Origin of the sequence: Thiothrix winogradskyi, assembly GCF_021650935.1 — a bacterium.
Classification (GTDB): domain Bacteria; phylum Pseudomonadota; class Gammaproteobacteria; order Thiotrichales; family Thiotrichaceae; genus Thiothrix; species Thiothrix winogradskyi.
Genome location: NZ_CP091244.1, coordinates 2,495,124 through 2,513,376, shown reverse-complemented (window position 1 = coordinate 2,513,376; position 18,253 = coordinate 2,495,124). Strand labels below are relative to the sequence as shown.

Here is an 18,253-nt window from a genome sequence, read left to right as displayed (position 1 = left end):
CACTATGAGACGTATATTTTTGTGTCAAATGCCCGCCCTCAACTTGTCAGCAACCACACCCGTCTGAGCGTCGTCACGGAAACGTGGCCGCCAGAAATCAACGGCGTGGCACACTCCATTAGCCGTATGGTGGCTGGCTTGCGCACACGCGGTGGCTACCACATCCAGTTGGTGCGCCCCCGCCAAATGGCACATGAAAAACCGCAACGCGAAGCCTTGTTTCAGGAACACCTCGTCAATGGACTGACACTCCCCTTTTACAAAGAAGTCCGCTTAGGCTTCCCGCAATACCACGCCCTCAAACGCCTGTGGAAAAAGCAGCGCCCTGACATCGTGCAAATCGTTACCGAAGGCCCGTTGGGTTATTCCGCCATGAAGGCCGCAAAAAAACTCGGTATTCCGGTCATCAGCGACTTTCACACCAATTTTGACCAGTACAGCCGCTATTACCGCCTGAGTGGGTTTTTCAATCTGGCGAAACGTTATTTGCGCCACGTCCATAATCAAACGCTGGTCACACTCGTGCCGACCCGCGAATTGCAGCAACAACTCAGTGCCAACGGTTACACCAAACTCGGCATTCTGGATCGCGGCATTGACGTGGAACGCTTCAACCCGCAACGCCGCTGCAACACCTTGCGCACCCAACTCGGCATTCGCCCGGAACAATTGCTGGTCACGCTGGTATCGCGCATGTCGCCGGAAAAAAACCTTGATCTGGCCTTCAGCGCGTTTCGAGCCATCCAACAACACCTCCCCGATGCGCATTTCCTGCTGGTCGGCGATGGCCCCGAACGCAAACGCCTGCAAGACGCACACCCCGATTGCTTATTCGTCGGGATGCAAACCGGCATTGCCTTGGCGGAACACTATGCCAGTGGCGATTTGTTCCTTTACCCCAGCACCAGCGAAACCTTCGGCAATGTGGTGCTGGAAGCAATGGCAAGCGGCTTACCGGTCGTGACCTTCGATTATGCCGCCGCCCGCGAACACTTGCGCAGCGGGATTAACGGCATGAGCGCCCCGCTGGACGACAACGCTGCCTTTATCGAAGCCAGTATCACACTGGCACTCAACCCCGACTTACGCCGCGTCCAAGGTCAAGCCGCTCACCAAACTGCCCTCGGCCTGAGCTGGGAAAAGGTGGTGGAACGCCTGCATCACACCATTCAAACCGTACTCCGCGAGGTACACCATGAGCATGAAGCACTTGCATCGACTTAATGACCGTGAAATTCCGTTGTGCCTGTTGTTCAACCGGATCAATCACCTCAAACCCATCAGTCTGTTTTTTGCAGTCATTAGTCGCTTGGGCAACGGGGTATTTTGGTATGTGCTAATGCTGATGCTGCCGCTGATTTACGGGCTGGAAGCGCTACACGTCTCTGCACACATGGCTTTGGTTGGTTTGACAGCCTTGCTGATTTACAAGTGGCTGAAAACCTCCACCGAACGGGTACGCCCGTACAGCCACAATGACACCATTTTCCAGAATGTAGCGGCACTTGATCAATTCAGTTTTCCATCGGGACACACCTTGCACGCGGTCGGGTTTAGCTGGGTCTTGCTTAACTATTACCCGGAATGGTTTATTCTGGTTGTACCATTCACTATTTTGGTGGCGTTATCGCGGGTAATTTTGGGGCTGCACTACCCCAGTGATGTGCTGATCGGCGCATTCTTGGGCGCGGGTTTGGCACAAGGCAGTTTCTGCGTGTTGTCTTGCCTATTGTGATGAGGAGTAACCACCATGACATTGCAACCTGTCATCTTGCAAGGCCGTTTGATACGCCTTGAACCCCTAACCGCCGACCACATCCCCGATTTATTACACGCTGCCCGCGATGAACGCATCTGGCATTACATGTTCTACGGCAATTTAGCAGAACGTGAACCGATGGAAGCCTTCATCAGCAACGCCATCCGCCAGCGTGATTTGGGCACTGACTTGCCGTTCGCGGTCATCCACAACACCACGGGCAAAGCCATTGGCAGCACCCGCTTCCGCGACATTTGCCTGAAACACATGAAGCTGGAAATCGGCGGCACTTGGTACGCCAGCGAATACCAGCGGAGCGGTGTGAATCTGGAATGCAAATACCTGCTGATGCGCCATGCGTTCGAGACCTTTGGCACGCTGCGGGTGCAATTCAAGACCGACATCCGCAACGCCCGTTCGCGCCAATCACTGGAGAAGCTCGGTGCGGTGCAAGAAGGTGTGTTGCGCCGCAGTGCCATTATGCCGGACGGGCTGGTACGCGATACGGCGGTGTACAGCATCCTCGATACCGAATGGGGCATGGTCAAACAAGGGCTGGAAATGCGGATGTGGCGCTATGCTAACCGTTCATCCGCGCTTGAACCTGCTGATAAAAGCCAACCAGCTTTTCCGCTTGTGCAGTATGTGACCACGTAGCCGCATACGCCAATGCCTCTTTGGTCTTCTGTGCGTGCAAGGTCTTACCCTGCAATAGGCGCTCCACCTGTTTGGCAAAGCCTTCTACCTCTTCAGGCGCAACCAGCCCGCCCTGCCCCGAACCGATCACATCCTTCGTCCCCAACACAGCAGTCGAAACCACGGGCGTGCCGCACGCCATTGCCTCAATCAGCACCAAGCCTTGGGTTTCGGTGCGCGAAGCAAACACGAACACATCCGCTGCCTTGTAGCACGCCTGCAACTCACCATCGCGGCGCAGATAGCCGACGAAACTGACATTGCTTTCCAACCCGCGCCGCTTGACCTGTGAATGCAGGGACTTTTCCGCCGGGCCTTCACCAGCAATCACGAACAGGATGTCAGAAATGGAACCGCGCAGCCGTTCGGTCACATCCAGCAGGAAGCCGATATTTTTCTCGAACGCCACCCTGCCTACAAACAGGATCACCGGACGCTCAGCGGGGATGCTGTGCTTTTCCCGGAATGCCGCACCGTCACCCGGCTCAAACACCCGCATATCCAGCCCCGTCGGCAACACCGTCAACGGCGTTGTTACCCCGTAATCGACCAACACTTGCTGCATGGCGGTCGAAGGCACGACCAGCGCATCCAGATCCGCACACTGGGTACGCGAAAAACGCCGCGCCACATAGCGCAGCCATTCCTTCGGCAACCACTTGACATAGTTGTAGAGGTATTCCTCAAAAAAGGTATGGTAGGTCGCCACCACCGGCAGTTTTAGCTTGCGTGCCAGTTTCAGCCCGGCATAGTGCGCCACGAACGGGGTGTGGATGTGGATGATGTCGTAATCCTCCGTCCGCAGCTCTTCGGTCAGGCGGTGGATATGGCGTATGCGCATCATGCGGTCTTCTGGGTCAACAATCACCTTGCGTGAACTGATGCGGATAATGCCCGCTTCGTCCGCCACCGTTTGCCCGTAATCCGGCGCTATCAGGGTGACGTGATGCCCTGCCGCTTCCAATGCCTGCCGGAATGCCTGTATCGAGGTGGAAACACCGTTAACACGCGGAAAATACACGTCGGAAACCATTAATATGTGCATCGAGACTCCTGAATGACCTTCATAAAAAAGCCCGGTATCACTACCGGGCTAAAGCTGATAAAAACCTCAAATTATTTTATGCATTTCCCCTAAACGGCGACTTTGCCACCATCATTGCGCGTGATGACAACCGTAGCAGACTGTGGACGCGCACTGCCCCCTTTCGGCCAATGGCTGGTGAATTGAGTAGGGTCAGTCACAGAAGTACTGTTTTCACCAGGATGCTGGATATTGACGAAAATCGCTTTACCGTCTGGCGTTTCGGCGATACCGGTGATCTCGCAATCTTTTGGTCCTACCAAGAAACGGCGCAATACCGTTGAGCTAGTTTTCTTGCCAACACGAGTCTTCACTGCGGTTTGACCGGAAGGTACACCGGCATTGGTAACAGTCGTTTCTGCACCATCATTTACTGTACCCGGCAGTGCTGCCAGCATCATGCAGTTGGTAACATCGGTGTAGTAACCATCATCAGTCTGTACCCACAGCAAACCAGGGGTTGCATAGCTGAACCACAAACCATCCGGGCTGGAGAAGTCGTTTTCAGCGGTCAGACCTGACAGGTTGACATTAGCATCGGCGTCAGATTGCGCACCGAACAGGTAAATATCCCAGTTAAAGGTCGTCGCGGCATGATCACCACCGGCTTCTTTCCAGCGGATAATGTGACCGTTAACGTTACCACGGTTGGTTGCCGTTCCCTTAGTATCGGCATAATAACGTGGGTTAGCTGCATCTAACGGCACGGCTGTTGAGCCACGACCACTGCTGGAAACGTTATTGGTCAGCGTCATGTAGACTTCGCCATTAACAGGGTTCACAGCACCCCACTCAGGGCGATCCATTTTGGTCGCACCGACGGCATCACCAGCGATACGTGCATTCACCACCACATCCGATTCATCCGCAAACGCATAAGCCGCATAAGTCGCCACCTTGCTATTGCTCATGCTCAGCAATTCCCACGTACCCGTGCCATCCGCGTTGAACTTAGCAGCATATAACTTACCGGAATCCATGTACTTATCGCCTGCGGCTACACCTGCATTCGCATCGGATGCACTCCACAGTGCGGTAGAAACGAATTTGTAGATGTATTCGTTACGGGAGTCATCACCCATGTAGAACACAACAGGCTTGCCCACAACAGGCTTCGCAGGCCATGCGCCTTCATGCGCGAAACGCCCTAATGCAGTGCGCTTTTTAGGAGTAGAAGTGGCGTTAACTGGGTCGATTTCGACAATCCAACCAAAGGTATTCCCAACGTTGCGGAAGTCAGCCGCAGCCGATGCACCAGTGACACCCGCATTCCAACGGCTGTATAAATCAGTGCCATCAGTTGCGCCCGGCCGTGACCAGTTATAACGCCCTGAAGTTGCGTTGCTCATGCCATAACGCTTAAATGCTGCCACTTCTTTGGCAGTACGTGCGGTATCCGCTTCACGACGATGGAAATAACCTGCCCAGTTTTCTTCACAAGTCAGGTAAGTACCCCAAGGGGTATAACCATTACCGCAGTTGTTGATCGTACCGCGTGTGTTAGTACCTGCTGTTGAATAAGCTGTTACCATCATGGTGCCACGTGCTGGACCAGTAATTTCCATGTCAGTTGCAGCCGTAATACGGCGGTTCAAAGCAGAACCACGGTTAATCTGGTACGTAGTACCACTCTTAGCCACTTCAACGATGGTCACACCGTGCAGTGCCACTTCCTTGTCAATTTCGGTGGTCGGACGAGCAACTGTACTTTTATCACCGTACTCGGTAGGACCAGCCTCGTGAACGAAACCGAGGTCTTCGGCTACTTCGTGGTTAGAACACAGCACACCTTTCGTGGCGTTGTTGGATTCAATAGCTGTTCCGGCAGCATTCAAACCGAAATAGTGCATACCATCGTGATGGTCGCCAACACGGGATACAAAGCTGGCAGCATCATCTGTACCCACATTGCTGTAAGCAGACGTAGCATTGTTGATCGGGTCGCCTGTTGCCATCAAAACTGTAGCGGTATAACCAGCTGGCACAACCAATGCGTCGGCAACACCTTTAGCAACAGGGTTGAAGCTCAGGGTCAGACCATTAGCGCCGGTAGCACCGGTATCATTTGCAGCAACTGCTGTATTATCGTCATTGCCACAACCTGCCAAGCCTGCACCGAGTACGGATGCTGCCATCAAGGCAAAACTGCCGCGCAGCAAGCCACGACGGGTCATGCGAGCTTCAAGGATTTGTTCAAAGGAAGGATTATTAGAAGTGTTGTAACCGATGTCATCTGGATCAACCACTGGGTGGTTAACCGTGCGTAAGTCGCTCATGCCTATATCCTCAACAGGTATTGGTAAAGGGGATGTACGTGTACGGGCGAAAGCCTAACGCTTAGTTATGACGTTTGTGTTTCAACCAGATTAAGAGATGATGTCATAGAAGTAGAGACGCAAAATCTTGCGTCTCTACAGTGGGGCGGGCATTGATTAACGCCAGATGCCATCCTTGTCGATGAACATCTGGGTGCTGTATTCCTCTACCGGCAGTTTCACCACGCTACGCCCTGCGGCGGTTTCGCGGGTCACGTAATCGGCGAAAGATTGCGCATAATCCAGATAAGTGTTCAGCTTTTTAGCCGCCGCCAGATTCTTGAAGGTGGTGTAGCCATCGCCGCCGGTAGCTAGGAAACTGTTGGTGACGACTTTGTAGGTTTTCGACGGATCAATCGCTGCCCATGTCCCCGTCACACGCGGGTTAACTTGCACGTTGGTGACACGCTCACCCTTGGCTTTAGACAAGTCGGCATCCCAACGTAACCCGGCTGCATACGGGTATGAACCGGTAGAACCTTGTGGATTCAGCGCAAAATCAATGCCATCTTCCAACGAGTCGATGATTTCTTTCCCGGTCATATCCATTTCGGTCAGGGTATTCGCAAACGGCAGCAAGGTGTAAGCCGTGCCGAGGGTAATGTCGCCAGCAGGTACGTCAACACGCACACCACCGCCATTCTGCAAGCAAATGTCAGAGGTCAGGCTCATTTCCAAAAACGCTTTGGAAACGATATTGGCAATGTCGCTACCGCGTGACTGGGTAGCAACGGTACAACCTGCGGTCTTGCTCAAGCCTTGATTAGGGACGCGCTCATGGCATAACGTTTCAGCAGCCACGCCAATCTTGGTTTGTTTTAACACATCGACTTGTTGAGAATAGCCATCGAGGTTGGCTTGAGCAATTGCATCAGGCTTAACAATAGACAGCTCTGGCGCATCAGCCACTGCTTTCAAGGCGGCATCGCGGTCTGCACCCGTCAGTTCCAACTTATTCACTTGGAAGGTATCGCTTAACAATAGGTGCGGTGTGCCTGAACACGTTGTCACGTCACCGCTGACACTGAACTCAATATTTAATTCACCCACGATGTCGCTGTATTGCGACGCTTGCGCGATGCACACTTGCTTACCATTCGCGTCGGTGGTTTTGGTCGGGTAAGCGCCTGCTGGGGTCAAGCCAAAAGCTTTGAAACCATCACCTAATAAGGTATGCGAATCGCCGCCTACAATCACGTCCACGCCTTTGAGTTGCTTGGCGATGGTTTGATCATTCGCGTAACCCTGATGGGTCAGCAAAATGATCTTATTGACCCCTTTACCTGCCAATTCGTCAATGTACTTTTGTGCGGTAGTGGCTTCATTCGCAAACGTGGTGGTTGCATCCGGGCTGGAGGAATTTTTGGTTTTGCCCGCAATCGTCAGACCGATAATGCCGAACTTTTGCCCATTGATTTCCTTGACGGTGTAAGGCTTGATGTAATCGGTAGCGGAATTCAGCGTCAGTGGCGACGTACCGACTTTAGGCTGCACATTCGCCGACACCACTTCAGTGTTACACGCTGCACTGCTATTGAGGAAGTCGAGGAAGGTCTTCAAACCGGCATCGCCAGAGTCGAATTCGTGATTCCCCAGCGCGAAGGCATCAAAACAGACTTGATTCATCTGCTCTGCGTCGGCTTTGCCTTTGAACAGGGTGAAATACAAATCGCCGGTAGTCGCATCACCCGCGTGCAGTTTCAATACATTGCCGCCGCTGGCTGCCAATTCGTTGATTTTAGTGACCACACGCGGGAAGCCGCCGGTTTTGACGGCAGTGGCTTTGCCCGCCAGCGTCAACGTGGCGCTGTTGGGTTGCAAGTGTGAATGGTGGTCATTGATGTGCAAAATGCGCAGACTGGTCGCAGGCGTCGTGGTATCCGCCGCCGCTGGGGTGTTATTATCATTACAGCCGCTCATTAGCACTAAAGTGGAAACACATAAGCCGACTAGCAGGAAATATTGAAACTTCATCATAAGCCTCCAGATCGTTATTGGTGGCTTACGATATACAGCATTTTGATGACAACTTAATTAAGCGAGCGGAGCTTCTCCAAACGTTCCATCACCAACGCCATATTATAAGAACACATCTATTTGATTTTACGTGGGTAGCTGATATTCACCCTGATTTTCGTGAATCTTGGTCTGTTTATAAGGCAACGCTAACTGCTGGCACTGGACTGTTTCAAATTCCGGGTCTTTGTGCACCAGCGTCGCACCGTGCAGCAAAGCACTCGCAGCAATCCACGCATCTGCCAGTGACACCCGGCAGGTGGCTTTCAGTTGCGCCGCCTTTTCCAGCAACTCCGATGACTCGTGAACCCACTCGATAGGCAGGGATTTGCACTGTTCATACGCCAACCGCCCCACTTGTTCCCCCTCGTTTTTCCAGACACGGTACAGAATTTCCATCTGGCTCATGAAACAGGCAAAGCATTTCACCCGCCCATATTGGCATTGTTGAAGAATGTCAGCGACAACATCCGCTCCCTCCTCGTCATCACGCAAGGTCAGGAGTGCGGAAGTGTCCAGCAAATAACGTTTCATTCGCGCTCCCGATCCAAAGCACGATCTGCCAGCAATTGGGCAGTAGAGCCTTTACGCTTGCTGCTGCCCCGGAAAGCGTCGATAGGATTTTCCCGCACTGGAATGACACGGATGGTGTTGTTTTCAATCATCCATTCGAGACGATCAGCAGCGGACAGGTGGAAAAAACGCCGCACTTCGGCGGGGATGACGGTTTGTCCACGAGAGGTGATGGTGCTGCGCATAGCGGCACTCCTTGAATTACTTAATTATAAAAATAGTAATTCATGCATGGCGACAATACAAGCCTCAATGCCACCACATTTCATTGCGATACCAGATGCACTTCACTTGAATACACGCAACATTAATACAACGCGGCACACTCTTTCTCCAGCCCCTCATCCACCGCCACCGCGTGCAAATGACAGCCAAAATGCCGGGCGCGTTCCATCACTTGCACCGCCCAATGGTGATGCGTCGCCGGTTCGCACATTGCCCCCTCAAACTGGAACACCGCAGGCATGGCATCATCCAAAATCCGCAATGCCGCTTCATAATCACGGCTATCGACTTTCAATGCCTGATGAATCACCGCAATCTGGCTGGGGTGAATCACGGTTTTACCCACCAAACCGTGCAGCAAATCGCGCTGGAATTCGGCTTGCAAGACGGTGTGATCCTGAAAATATTCAAACACAGGCGCAGTCAAGTGAAAACCTGCCGGAGCAAAATGCGTCACCAGCATTGCCACCACATACCCCAAGGGGCCATCGTACAAGGTGTGGGCATGATGAGTGCGCAAGCGTAAACACGACAGCAAATCGTTACCACCAATTCGCAACGCCAATATTCGCGACTTAATCCCGTCATCTTGCAAACGTTCGCACAATTCGCGTACTGCCAGCGCATCCAATACTTGTGCCGTTTCCAGCGTAGGCATAAACAGCAAATGTGCGGGTGCGGCTTGCACCACCGCATACCACGCCGCAAACGAGTGGTTATCAAACTTGGGCAGCACAAAGCCGTCAACACACTCAATGCCTTGCATCGCCAATAATTGATGCGCCATCTGCGGATGACGGGGACGAATAAACACCAGCGGTACGCTACGTTCTTGTCCGCGCAGTTCGTACAAACAGTGTTGCAGATTGCTTAGGCTTTCGGCGACTTCATCTTCACGCACCGCGTCTTCGAGGCAAATCACCATCGAGCGCAGATCGGAGATTTTTTGCCGCAAAATCACATCCAACAAATCGGGGCGCGTTGCTGGCATGTACAACGTTGCGCCTAACTGATAAGGAGAAATTCGTGTGGTCATGTGGTCTTCTTGATTATGGTTATCGCACGGTATGGCGCAAGCCCATCCCCAACCGCTTGCAGGGGAATCCCCCGCGATTCGGCAAGATGGCGTAATAAGCGGATATTCGGGTCATCGAGGCGCTGCACCAGAATGTGTTCTGGCACGCGCCGCATGACCGCACGGGTGGCTTCCGCAATCCCCGGTTTCAAGCGATTAAGGTTGGTAATGTCATAAGTCTCAACCAGTTGCTCAATCGAGGCTTGTGATTGCGCCAGCAGCGTATGGCGCAACGCATCCGCCCAATCTGCCGCCGTGACACCTTGCTGACGGCAACGGCAAGCATCCACGGTATCGACAAACCACTGGCTAACATCGTATTGCGCCAAATGCGCGTAATTGACGCAAGCGTGCCAGCCGCCATCCTCGCGTAAAATCGAGCGCGACACCAAGCCGGAAACGGTCGAGCCTAAAACGCCAAACGGAATCAGCCAATCCTCCCCGGAAGCGGATAGCCATGCTTTGCCGGTCGGATCAGCCAACACCACCAAGGGAATGTCGCCATCAGGGTAACGTTTCCCCAGCGAACGTTGCAATTCGCCATGAATCGCCCCTTTGCCGACCCAGCCATCCACCCACACCAGATCAGCGAACGCATGGCGTTGCTCAATCCAGTCCACCGCCGCTTGGTCGATGCCCTTGTCGCGCACAATGCTGATGCCGTAATGCTCACTTTCTACCCCCAACTCGCGCAAGGCACGTAGCAGCAATACGCCTAACGGCACACCCGCCCGCACAAAACTGACCAGCACAATCGGGCGGTTTGGGCGACGTTGCTGCAAAGCCAGTGCCAAGGCTTGCACTTCGCGGGCAAGGCGTTCCAGCCCATCGTCCAGTGCTTGCTCGAACAAGGCTTGATGTGCGTCGGAGGGCGGCGATTCCAGCGTCAGCATTTCGGAATAATGGCGTTGCCCGCTTTGAATCAGGCGTTCCTTTTCCTCCACTGGCGTGGTTTCCATCACGATTTGCCGCAACAAAAACGTGACATCGCGGGCAGCATATGAGCCGTGAAAGCCTTGGGTTGCGCTCATGGTAACTGCCTGCAAATTTGCGTGTTCGGTGGGAATGCAGCGAAATCACACAAGCGCATAAAGCCTAAATCAGACACGCTATCGCCCATGCCGAATACCGGGGTGCGCCCGTGTTCAGCCGTATGCCGCCGCAGAATTTCTGCCGCCGCTGCGCGTTTATTGACGAAATCGGGCAGCAGTGCGAGGTTGTTGCCATTCATGTGGGTGTAGAAGCCTTGCAAGTTAAGGGTTTCACGTAAGCTGTGCAGCAGTTGTTGGAGGTCTGCCGCGTTGGCGGTATTGCTTTTGACCACCAGATACGCCGCGCTGTCTTCTACCGATTCCAGCCAGCCGCGTAAAGATAACCCCAGCGTTTCACCGATTTGCAGCGCGGTTGCCAACATTTCTGGTAAGCGGTCTTGGTAAGCGGCAAGCTGCGGTTGGATGTGTGAATGCCAGTCGGGGTCAAGCGTGCCATCCGCTTGCAGAATCGCCGCGCCGTGAACGCACACCGCGCCATGTTGGAATGGCAGGTGAACGCGCTTGAAGGAGGCAATCCCCCGTGCAGTGACCGGAATCACGGTCATGCAGTCCAGCGCCCAGTGGATGAAGTCGTGTTGCCAAGGGTGCATAAAGCTCCCGCTGTCGCTGGTTTTGCCTTGCGCGGCGGGGATTTTATCCGCATCCGCTGGCATTTTGCGGGCAGTCTGAAACAGCGTGTCATCCAGATCAGTGAGTAATAAGGGCTTCACGGGTAGAACTCCAGACACGTTGGGTTCAAGGCTGTGATCAGTTCTTTATCCAGCAAATGTGCGGGTGGCTCGCTGCACAATAGGATGCGGTCGTAATTTTCAGGCACGACGTTGTAGAGGAAATTGGGGATGCCTTGCCCGTAATTGTCGTGCAAGCAATAGCGGTGCTGGATGCTGTGACCCAATGCAATGGGGGAACGGGTTGTCGCGCTGAAATGGACGGTTGCGCCTTGCTGTTCCAGATATTCCGCCAGTAAGAAAGGTGGCCAGACGAATTCGCCTGTACCGAGAACTAGGATGCGTTCGCCGGGGGCGACGTTGATGTTGTTGAAGAAAGAAACCCCTCCTAACCTCCCCTTATCAGGGGAGGGACAAGAGGTGGTGGCGATGTCTTTCTTGCTCCCTTCCCTGATAAGGGGAGGGTTGGGGAGGGGTTTCTTCTCTGGCGTTGGATGTTCCCGCACCCCCAACCGTCCCCAATCATTGGCAGGGTTGGCGTGCCATTCACCAGTACCTAAAACATCGACTTGCGGCATTTCCGGCGGCGGCGCGTCATTGGCTTGCCAGTCCCAACGCCCTGACAGCAGTGAAACGGCAATAGCGCGTTCGCCCAACCGTTCGGCAGCAGCACCGCCCGACCAGTCGGTGAGAGTGGCAGCAACGATGTGTTCAAACTGATCCAATCCGGCACGTTGCAACGCTTCCAGCAAGTTGGCAAAGGTTTTGCCGGTGGAGGCTTCGTCATCGACCAACACCAAGCTACGTGCCGTGCGTAGCAATTCGACATCGGCGGCGTGTTGCGGCAGGTGCAGTACTTGTTGGGTGGCGTGGCTGTGTTCTTCGCGGAATTCGACCAGAATCGGCAAGTCCAGCGGGTGGCGGGTGGTGCAAAGGTACAGCGTGTCGTCACGGCTGCGGCTGAGGGCTTGTTGCACCCCTGCCCCCAATGCAATCGCGGTTTCTGCCATGCCGATGACCACAACCGGCCCCGGCAAGTCAGCGGGGATTTGCGCGGCAAGGGTATCCGTGGCATTGCGCATGACCGCTGGCGATACCGGAATGTGCCTGCCCAACACTTTGGAAACAAACAGGAAAGCGCGTTTCGGGTTGCGGCGTTGCGCAAAGCCGAAGAGTTCATCCGGCGAATGTGTGCCGGATTCGATGGTCAGGTTGAGCGTGCCCTGTTCGAGGGCGACATTGATTTGCATGAAAAATCCGTTGATAGTTTATTTAGCTGGCGCATTCTACTCGCCAGATGGCGTTTTGGGTTTGCGTCACCATTTGCGCGGCTGACAGCGTTTGCGCACTGTTTTGTAGGTTGTATTGGATATTAGCCGCTTCCATTAATGCAATCGCCAAACTGTGACGGATGGCAAAATTCATGTTCTGCGCATGGGTAAACGTAGACGATACCACGCCGGACACCGCGCCGGTTTCATCCAGCAAGGGGCTGCCACTGGAACCGGGTTGGATCGGTGCGGTGAATTGCAGCAGGCGAATGTCATTGTGCGCCCCGAACAAGCCGGAAATGACGCCTTGCGTGACTTGAATGCCGCTGCCCATCAAACCTGCCAGCGGATAGCCTAGCGTGGTGATGCTTTGCGCCAAACCTACGCCGCTGCTGCGAAACGGGAGCGGTTGCAGATGGCTGGGTGTGGCTACTCGCAATAATGCCAAGTCATTGGTGCTGTCGCTGATAATCGGTTCGGCATCGAGATTGCCTTGCAGCGAACTCAAGCGAATGCGGCTTGCGCCGTCTGCTACATGTGCGTTGGTCATGAAGACATTCGGGGCAACCAGAAACGCTGTGCCTGTCCAATTACCGGGCTGGCGTTCGGGGTGATTCGGGGTGTTGAAGGGTGAACGTTCATCCACCTCCATGCCCATTCTGCGCCCCAAAGCGGCAAGCCCGTAGGCGGAGGTTTCGGCTAAGGCACGCACTTTCCATTGCCCTGCTCGCTGGTAAAACTCGGCAACAATCAGTGCAGATGCCTGCATTTCCCCCAAAAGAATCTGATGGCTGAAGGCATCATCCATTTGCACGGTTACGGTGTTGCCGACATTCACCGGCCCGCGTGCGCCGTAGCGGTACAACACCACGCACAAGCGCGTAATGTTGGGATTGGATAACACGTTGGTATCCAGTGTCAGGGTGTAACTCGTGCCTGCGTCATTCAGTTTTGCACTTGCCCATTCGGTGGCATTGGCATGAGCTAATTGCGGGGCAGTAACTAATTGTTTTGCTTCATTGACAGGCAAAACAGCCAGCCCCAAATCATGGCGGATGTCGTGCGGAAACGTGATGGCGACTGTCCAGCGATTGCCGGTGAGTGGCAGGTTTGCTCCTACGGGTAAGTTCATCATAATTATTGTTACCGAGCTGTATGGTTATGCACCGCATGATAGCAAGAATTTTGGCAAAAATGCCTGAAATTATTGCCGCAGATCGGGCATACTAGCATCTGCCATCATTATTAAAATTTTTAGACAGGGCATACCATGCGCATTTGGTTCAATAAGACATTTTCCAGCATTACCTCGGTATTTAATAACCTTCGCCAAGCCCGTGTGGGGCTGGGTGTCACCGTCATCGCCACCCACACGAATCCAGCGGCAGTTGCCTTATTAGCAGCAGACGAAGCGATGCATGAACCGCCCGGTTTGATCGGGGCAGCTTATCTGGATTGGTGTTTGAGCTTTTGCCAAGAGCATCGCATTGATTATTTCTGGCCTGCAAAAGAGGCGGTCTTGCTGGTGAGTCATCAAGCCGATTTTGCGCAAGTGGGAACGCAGGTCATTGCGGTGACATCCCCAGAAATGTTGAAGTTATTGCACAATAAAGGCGAGTTTTACCGCACCTTGCCGCCCAGTGTGGCATCCGCGATGGCTTGTATCGCGGTAACGGATAGCAACGGTTTTGATCAGGCTATAGCGGAACTCTCACCACACTACACAGCCTTGTGCGTGAAACCAGCAGTATCCGTGTTTGGCTTAGGCTTCCGCATTCTGGATACACAGCGTGACAGCATTACACATTTGCTGGACGGGGTGGAATACGAAATTCCGCTGGCAGAATTACGCGCAGGCATGGTACACACGCCGACATTCCCCGAATTGCTGGTGATGGAACACTTGCCCGGTGACGAATGGAGTGTGGATTGTGCGGGGCGTGACGGGCAATTGCTGTGTGCTATTCAACGCAAAAAGCATCCGCAAGCAGGATACGGGCAGGCAATCGACAATAATGCCGATATTCAAGGCATGGTCGAGCGTTTGACGACGTATTATCGCTTAAATGGTTTGTTCAATATTCAATTCAAAGCGAATGCGGCAGGCGAGCCGCGCTTGCTGGAAATCAACCCGCGTCCTTCCGGTGGCTTTGGCATGGCGTGTCTGGCGGGCGTGAATCTAGCTGAGGTTTTCCTGCAAAGTTTGCAAGGGGAAACCCTAAGCATTGCCCCGCTGCGTTACGGCTTGCGGATTAGCGAAGTCAGTACGCCCGTGGTATTGCAACCGTTAGACTGAAATAACCTGACAATTCTGGGTGAGTGTTGCTTGCACTGGGGCGACTCTCTAAGATGTTGTCACTCAACAATACAAAGGGATGGAGATTCTCATGGCTGTAAGTTTAAGCAAAGGTCAACGCATTTCGCTGGAAAAAACCGGCGGTGGTGGCTTGAGTAAAGTACGCATGGGCTTGGGCTGGGATCCGGCAGAAGCACCGAAAAAAAGCGGTTTCTTCGGTAGCATGTTCGGCGGTGGGGCTGCGGCAGACATTGACTTGGACGCTTCCTGCCTGTTGCTAGATGCGCAAAAGAACCTGCTTGACGTAGTATGGTTCCGTCAATTGGAAAGCCGCGACGGTTCCATTAGCCATTCCGGTGATAACCTGACCGGCGACGGTGCTGGCGATGATGAAGTCATTTCCGTTGATTTGACCCGTTTGCCGGGGAATGTTGCGTATCTGGCGTTCACCGTCTGCTCATTCCGTGGGCAAACCTTCAATGAAGTCGGCGGCGCATTCTGCCGTTTGGTGGATGACAGCAACAATACCGAAATGGCGAAATTCAACCTGTCCGACAAAGGCGCACACACGGGCGTGGTCATGGCTATTGTGAGCCGTAACGGCGCAGGTTGGGAAATGAAAGCGGTTGGCGCACCCACGGCGGGCGCAGTTGCCAACGACATGATGCCTGCGATATTAGCGGCTATCTAGGAGTAACGCGATGTCAGTGACCCAACTGGTAGCTGGGGCAAATTGCCCTGTACCGCGTGAAAAACTGCACGTTGAAGTCCTGCTATCGCCTGCCCAAGTCAGTGGGGCAGAGGTGGATATTTCCGCCTTTGTCCTGACTGCTACCGGCAAAGTACGCGGTGATGATGACATGGTGTTTTACGGGCAACCGCGCCCCGGCAATGGCAGTGTGGCGTTTGTCGGCAACAGTGCCGGTCGTGCTGAATTCGCCGTTGACCTGCCGACTGTATTGACAGGCACAGAAAAAATAGCGTTCACCGCCACCATTCACGAAAACCGCACCAATTTCGGCGCATTCACCAGTTTGCAAGTCACCGTGAAAAACGCGGCGGGGCAGACGGTGTTGCAAGCCACCTTACCCGCGACTGGCAGGGTCGAATCCGCGCTGATTTTGGGCGAGTTATATTTGCGTCAAGGCGCGTGGAAATTCCGCGCTGTGGGGCAAGGTTTTGCCGGTGGCTTAAAACCGTTAGCCGAACATTTTGGGGTGGACATTAGCGATGCACCTGCGCCAGCCGCAGCACCTCCAACACCAGCACCACCACCTGCGCCCGCTAGAAAGCCGATTTCACTCAGCAAAGTAACGCTGGATAAAACCAAACCGCGTGTTAGTCTGGAAAAGAAAAGCGAAGGTTTTGGCGAAATCCGCATCAATCTAAACTGGAATCGTGAAAATCAGCCAGCCGCCAAAAGCGGTGGCTTTTTGGGTGGTATGTTCGGCGGCGGTGGCAATGCTCAGGTGGATTTGGATATCGGTTGCCTGTACGAACAGCGTGACGGCACCATCAGTGCGATTCAAGCCCTTGGCGACCGTTTTGGTTCGTTCCGCAGTGACCCGTATATCGAACTTAAAGGCGATGACCGCACGGGGGCGATTTCGGAAGGCGAATGGCTGCACATCAATGGGCAGCAGTGGCAAACTTTCAAGCGGATTCTGGTGTATGCTTTTATCTACGAAGGTGCGCCGAACTGGGCAAAAACCGATGGTGTGGTCACAATTTACGTGCCGAATGAACCGCCTGTGGAAATTCGTTTGACTGAAGGTGGTAATTCATTAGGCATGTGTGCAGTTGTGCTATTGGAAAACGTCAATGGCGCGTTGCAAGTCAACCGTGAAGTACGCTATTTCCGAGGACATAAGGAGATGGACGAAGCCTACCACTGGGGTTTAAATTGGCGGGCGGGTTCTAAATAGTGTATTGATATTATATAAAAATATTCACCAAGGAGGATAAATCATGGCATTAAGTTTACAAAAAGGTGGCAATCTTTCACTCAGTAAAGCCGACCCTAGTTTAACTAAAATTCTGATCGGTTTAGGTTGGGATGAGCGCAGTACCGATGGTTCTGCGTTTGACTTGGATGCCAGTGCATTTTTGTTGACCGCGAGTGGTAAAGTGCGTGGTGATGCGGATTTCATTTTCTACAATCAACTGAAATCCACTGACGGCTCAGTCGAACACGCGGGCGATAACCGTACTGGACAAGGTGACGGTGATGACGAATCCATGAAGGTGGATTTGGGCAAAGTCCCGCTCGAAATTGAAAAAATTGCGTTTACTGTCACTATTCACGATGCGGATGCACGGCGGCAGAATTTTGGGCAAGTGGCGAATGCGTTCATTCGCGTGGTCAATGACCTGAGCGGCACGGAAATCGTGCGCTACGATTTAGCAGAAGATTATTCCACAGAAACCGCGATGGTGTTTGGTGAGTTATACCGCCACAATGGTGAGTGGAAGTTCCGCGCCGTGGGACAAGGCTATTCTGGTGGTTTAAAAGCAATGTGTGATCAATTTGGCATTCAAATTGGTTAAGTTTTTTACTCAACGATTAATATAATGGAGTTTTACAATGGCTGTTAGTTTACAAAAAGGTGGCAACGTTTCTTTAACTAAAGAAGCACCGGGTTTAACCGGCGTATTGGTGGGTTTGGGTTGGGATACCCGTGCGACCGATGGCGCTGGCTTTGACTTGGATGCCTCCGCGTTTATGTTGGGCGAAAACGGTAAAGTGTTATCGGATGACTCGTTCATTTTTTACAATAACAAGAAATCTGCGTGCGGCAATGTCGAACATCTGGGCGATAACAAAACCGGCGAAGGTGCTGGCGATGATGAACAGGTGAAATTGAACCTTGCAAGCATGGGCGAAAATGTTAAGAAATTAGTATTTGCCGTGACTATCCATGATGCAGAAGCACGTGGTCAAAACTTTGGGCAAGTCAGCAATGCTTACATCCGTTTGGTGAACGCTGCGGATAATACCGAAATTGCGCGTTATGACCTGTCAGAAGATGCCAGCGTGGAAACGGCTATGCTGTTTGGTGAAGTGTATCGCCATAATGCTGACTGGAAATTTAAGGCAGTCGGTCAAGGTTTTGCCGGTGGTTTAGGCCCGATGGCGGCCTCAATGGGCGTTAACCTTGGCTAAATAATGTAGCAAGCGATCATTAAACAATCACATATACTCACATTTTGACAGGCATCTTGT

18 protein-coding genes are annotated in these 18,253 nt (G+C 53.1%); 8 read left to right on the top strand and 10 right to left on the bottom strand.

Translation table 11 applies throughout. The features are described from left to right. The first annotated feature begins 21 nt into the window (after window positions 1-21). From L2Y54_RS12810 to L2Y54_RS12800, 3 genes are read left to right on the top strand one after another with little or no spacing between them, the layout of a single operon-like run. Window positions 22-1,224 carry a glycosyltransferase family 4 protein gene (locus tag L2Y54_RS12810; RefSeq protein ID WP_236496561.1) on the top strand — a complete coding sequence of 401 codons (1,203 nt, stop codon included), beginning with the start codon at window positions 22-24 and terminating at the stop codon, window positions 1,222-1,224. Further along, window positions 1,196-1,735, top strand: a complete 540-nt coding sequence (locus L2Y54_RS12805) for a phosphatase PAP2 family protein (RefSeq protein ID WP_236496559.1) — start codon at window positions 1,196-1,198, stop codon at window positions 1,733-1,735. The genes L2Y54_RS12810 and L2Y54_RS12805 overlap by 29 nt, the downstream gene beginning before the upstream one ends. A gap of 15 nt (window positions 1,736-1,750) precedes the next feature. Next, window positions 1,751-2,416, top strand: coding sequence for a GNAT family N-acetyltransferase (locus L2Y54_RS12800; protein WP_236496557.1), 666 nt, complete (start codon window positions 1,751-1,753; stop codon window positions 2,414-2,416). On the opposite strand, the gene L2Y54_RS12795 is transcribed toward L2Y54_RS12800, so the two are convergent. The 10 genes from L2Y54_RS12795 to L2Y54_RS12750 form a co-directional block, all read right to left on the bottom strand. Then, window positions 2,340-3,500 (bottom strand): glycosyltransferase, encoded by a 1,161-nt coding sequence (locus L2Y54_RS12795; protein WP_236496556.1) that lies wholly within the window; start codon window positions 3,498-3,500, stop codon window positions 2,340-2,342. The two genes, L2Y54_RS12800 and L2Y54_RS12795, sit on opposite strands and share 77 nt — an antisense overlap. Window positions 3,501-3,589: 89 nt before the next feature. Then, entirely contained in the window at window positions 3,590-5,815 is a 2,226-nt protein-coding gene (locus L2Y54_RS12790) for a PhoX family protein (protein ID WP_236496554.1), read from the bottom strand. Window positions 5,816-5,971: 156 nt separating this feature from the next. Beyond that, the gene (locus L2Y54_RS12785; RefSeq protein ID WP_236496553.1) at window positions 5,972-7,831 is read right to left on the bottom strand and encodes a bifunctional metallophosphatase/5'-nucleotidase; all 1,860 of its coding nucleotides are present in this window, start codon (window positions 7,829-7,831) and stop codon (window positions 5,972-5,974) included. A 126-nt stretch (window positions 7,832-7,957) separates the two neighbouring features. Next, window positions 7,958-8,404: a PIN domain-containing protein gene (locus tag L2Y54_RS12780; RefSeq protein ID WP_236496551.1), complete on the bottom strand. Its 447-nt coding sequence runs from the start codon at window positions 8,402-8,404 to the stop codon at window positions 7,958-7,960. Continuing rightward, a complete protein-coding gene (locus tag L2Y54_RS12775) occupies window positions 8,401-8,628 on the bottom strand; it encodes an AbrB/MazE/SpoVT family DNA-binding domain-containing protein (protein ID WP_236496549.1) in 228 nt (75 codons plus the stop codon). The genes L2Y54_RS12780 and L2Y54_RS12775 overlap by 4 nt, the downstream gene beginning before the upstream one ends. 122 nt (window positions 8,629-8,750) lie before the next feature. Next, on the bottom strand, window positions 8,751-9,704 hold the full coding sequence (locus L2Y54_RS12770; RefSeq protein ID WP_236496548.1) for an HpcH/HpaI aldolase/citrate lyase family protein: 954 nt from the start codon (window positions 9,702-9,704) through the stop codon (window positions 8,751-8,753). Then, window positions 9,701-10,774, bottom strand: a complete 1,074-nt coding sequence (locus L2Y54_RS12765) for a cysteine protease StiP family protein (RefSeq protein WP_236496546.1) — start codon at window positions 10,772-10,774, stop codon at window positions 9,701-9,703. The genes L2Y54_RS12770 and L2Y54_RS12765 overlap by 4 nt, the downstream gene beginning before the upstream one ends. Continuing rightward, complete coding sequence (locus L2Y54_RS12760; protein WP_236496545.1) at window positions 10,771-11,505, bottom strand: HAD family hydrolase; 735 nt, start codon at window positions 11,503-11,505, stop codon at window positions 10,771-10,773. Before L2Y54_RS12760 ends, L2Y54_RS12765 begins: the two co-directional genes overlap by 4 nt. Further along, window positions 11,502-12,713 carry a phosphoribosyltransferase domain-containing protein gene (locus L2Y54_RS12755; RefSeq protein WP_236496544.1) on the bottom strand — a complete coding sequence of 404 codons (1,212 nt, stop codon included), beginning with the start codon at window positions 12,711-12,713 and terminating at the stop codon, window positions 11,502-11,504. Before L2Y54_RS12755 ends, L2Y54_RS12760 begins: the two co-directional genes overlap by 4 nt. Before the next feature lie 22 nt (window positions 12,714-12,735). Next, the gene (locus L2Y54_RS12750) at window positions 12,736-13,869 is read right to left on the bottom strand and encodes a trypsin-like peptidase domain-containing protein (RefSeq protein ID WP_236496542.1); all 1,134 of its coding nucleotides are present in this window, start codon (window positions 13,867-13,869) and stop codon (window positions 12,736-12,738) included. A gap of 135 nt (window positions 13,870-14,004) precedes the next feature. On the opposite strand from L2Y54_RS12750, the gene L2Y54_RS12745 reads away from it, so the two are divergent. The 5 genes from L2Y54_RS12745 to L2Y54_RS12725 all read left to right on the top strand — a co-directional run bounded on the left by L2Y54_RS12745 (window position 14,005) and on the right by L2Y54_RS12725 (window position 18,193). Continuing rightward, a complete protein-coding gene (locus tag L2Y54_RS12745; RefSeq protein ID WP_236496540.1) occupies window positions 14,005-15,030 on the top strand; it encodes an ATP-grasp domain-containing protein in 1,026 nt (341 codons plus the stop codon). 91 nt (window positions 15,031-15,121) lie between these two features. Next, on the top strand, window positions 15,122-15,721 hold the full coding sequence (locus tag L2Y54_RS12740; RefSeq protein ID WP_236496539.1) for a TerD family protein: 600 nt from the start codon (window positions 15,122-15,124) through the stop codon (window positions 15,719-15,721). Between the two features lie 10 nt (window positions 15,722-15,731). Beyond that, complete coding sequence (locus L2Y54_RS12735; protein ID WP_236496537.1) at window positions 15,732-16,955, top strand: TerD family protein; 1,224 nt, start codon at window positions 15,732-15,734, stop codon at window positions 16,953-16,955. Between the two features lie 43 nt (window positions 16,956-16,998). Next, the gene (locus tag L2Y54_RS12730) at window positions 16,999-17,577 is read left to right on the top strand and encodes a TerD family protein (RefSeq protein WP_236496536.1); all 579 of its coding nucleotides are present in this window, start codon (window positions 16,999-17,001) and stop codon (window positions 17,575-17,577) included. Between the two features lie 37 nt (window positions 17,578-17,614). Beyond that, on the top strand, window positions 17,615-18,193 hold the full coding sequence (locus L2Y54_RS12725) for a TerD family protein (protein ID WP_236496534.1): 579 nt from the start codon (window positions 17,615-17,617) through the stop codon (window positions 18,191-18,193). Window positions 18,194-18,253: the final 60 nt, after the last annotated feature.

Coding starts and splice junctions, on each gene's coding strand:
- L2Y54_RS12755 (WP_236496544.1), bottom strand. CDS start 12,713: ATGCAAATCAATGTCGCCCTCGAACAGGGCACGCTCAACCTGACCATC.
- L2Y54_RS12730 (WP_236496536.1), top strand. CDS start 16,999: ATGGCATTAAGTTTACAAAAAGGTGGCAATCTTTCACTCAGTAAAGCC.
- L2Y54_RS12765 (WP_236496546.1), bottom strand. CDS start 10,774: ATGAGCGCAACCCAAGGCTTTCACGGCTCATATGCTGCCCGCGATGTC.
- L2Y54_RS12725 (WP_236496534.1), top strand. CDS start 17,615: ATGGCTGTTAGTTTACAAAAAGGTGGCAACGTTTCTTTAACTAAAGAA.
- L2Y54_RS12740 (WP_236496539.1), top strand. CDS start 15,122: ATGGCTGTAAGTTTAAGCAAAGGTCAACGCATTTCGCTGGAAAAAACC.
- L2Y54_RS12775 (WP_236496549.1), bottom strand. CDS start 8,628: ATGCGCAGCACCATCACCTCTCGTGGACAAACCGTCATCCCCGCCGAA.
- L2Y54_RS12800 (WP_236496557.1), top strand. CDS start 1,751: ATGACATTGCAACCTGTCATCTTGCAAGGCCGTTTGATACGCCTTGAA.
- L2Y54_RS12750 (WP_236496542.1), bottom strand. CDS start 13,869: ATGATGAACTTACCCGTAGGAGCAAACCTGCCACTCACCGGCAATCGC.
- L2Y54_RS12735 (WP_236496537.1), top strand. CDS start 15,732: ATGTCAGTGACCCAACTGGTAGCTGGGGCAAATTGCCCTGTACCGCGT.
- L2Y54_RS12790 (WP_236496554.1), bottom strand. CDS start 5,815: ATGAGCGACTTACGCACGGTTAACCACCCAGTGGTTGATCCAGATGAC.
- L2Y54_RS12795 (WP_236496556.1), bottom strand. CDS start 3,500: ATGCACATATTAATGGTTTCCGACGTGTATTTTCCGCGTGTTAACGGT.
- L2Y54_RS12745 (WP_236496540.1), top strand. CDS start 14,005: ATGCGCATTTGGTTCAATAAGACATTTTCCAGCATTACCTCGGTATTT.
- L2Y54_RS12770 (WP_236496548.1), bottom strand. CDS start 9,704: ATGACCACACGAATTTCTCCTTATCAGTTAGGCGCAACGTTGTACATG.
- L2Y54_RS12805 (WP_236496559.1), top strand. CDS start 1,196: ATGAGCATGAAGCACTTGCATCGACTTAATGACCGTGAAATTCCGTTG.
- L2Y54_RS12785 (WP_236496553.1), bottom strand. CDS start 7,831: ATGATGAAGTTTCAATATTTCCTGCTAGTCGGCTTATGTGTTTCCACT.
- L2Y54_RS12780 (WP_236496551.1), bottom strand. CDS start 8,404: ATGAAACGTTATTTGCTGGACACTTCCGCACTCCTGACCTTGCGTGAT.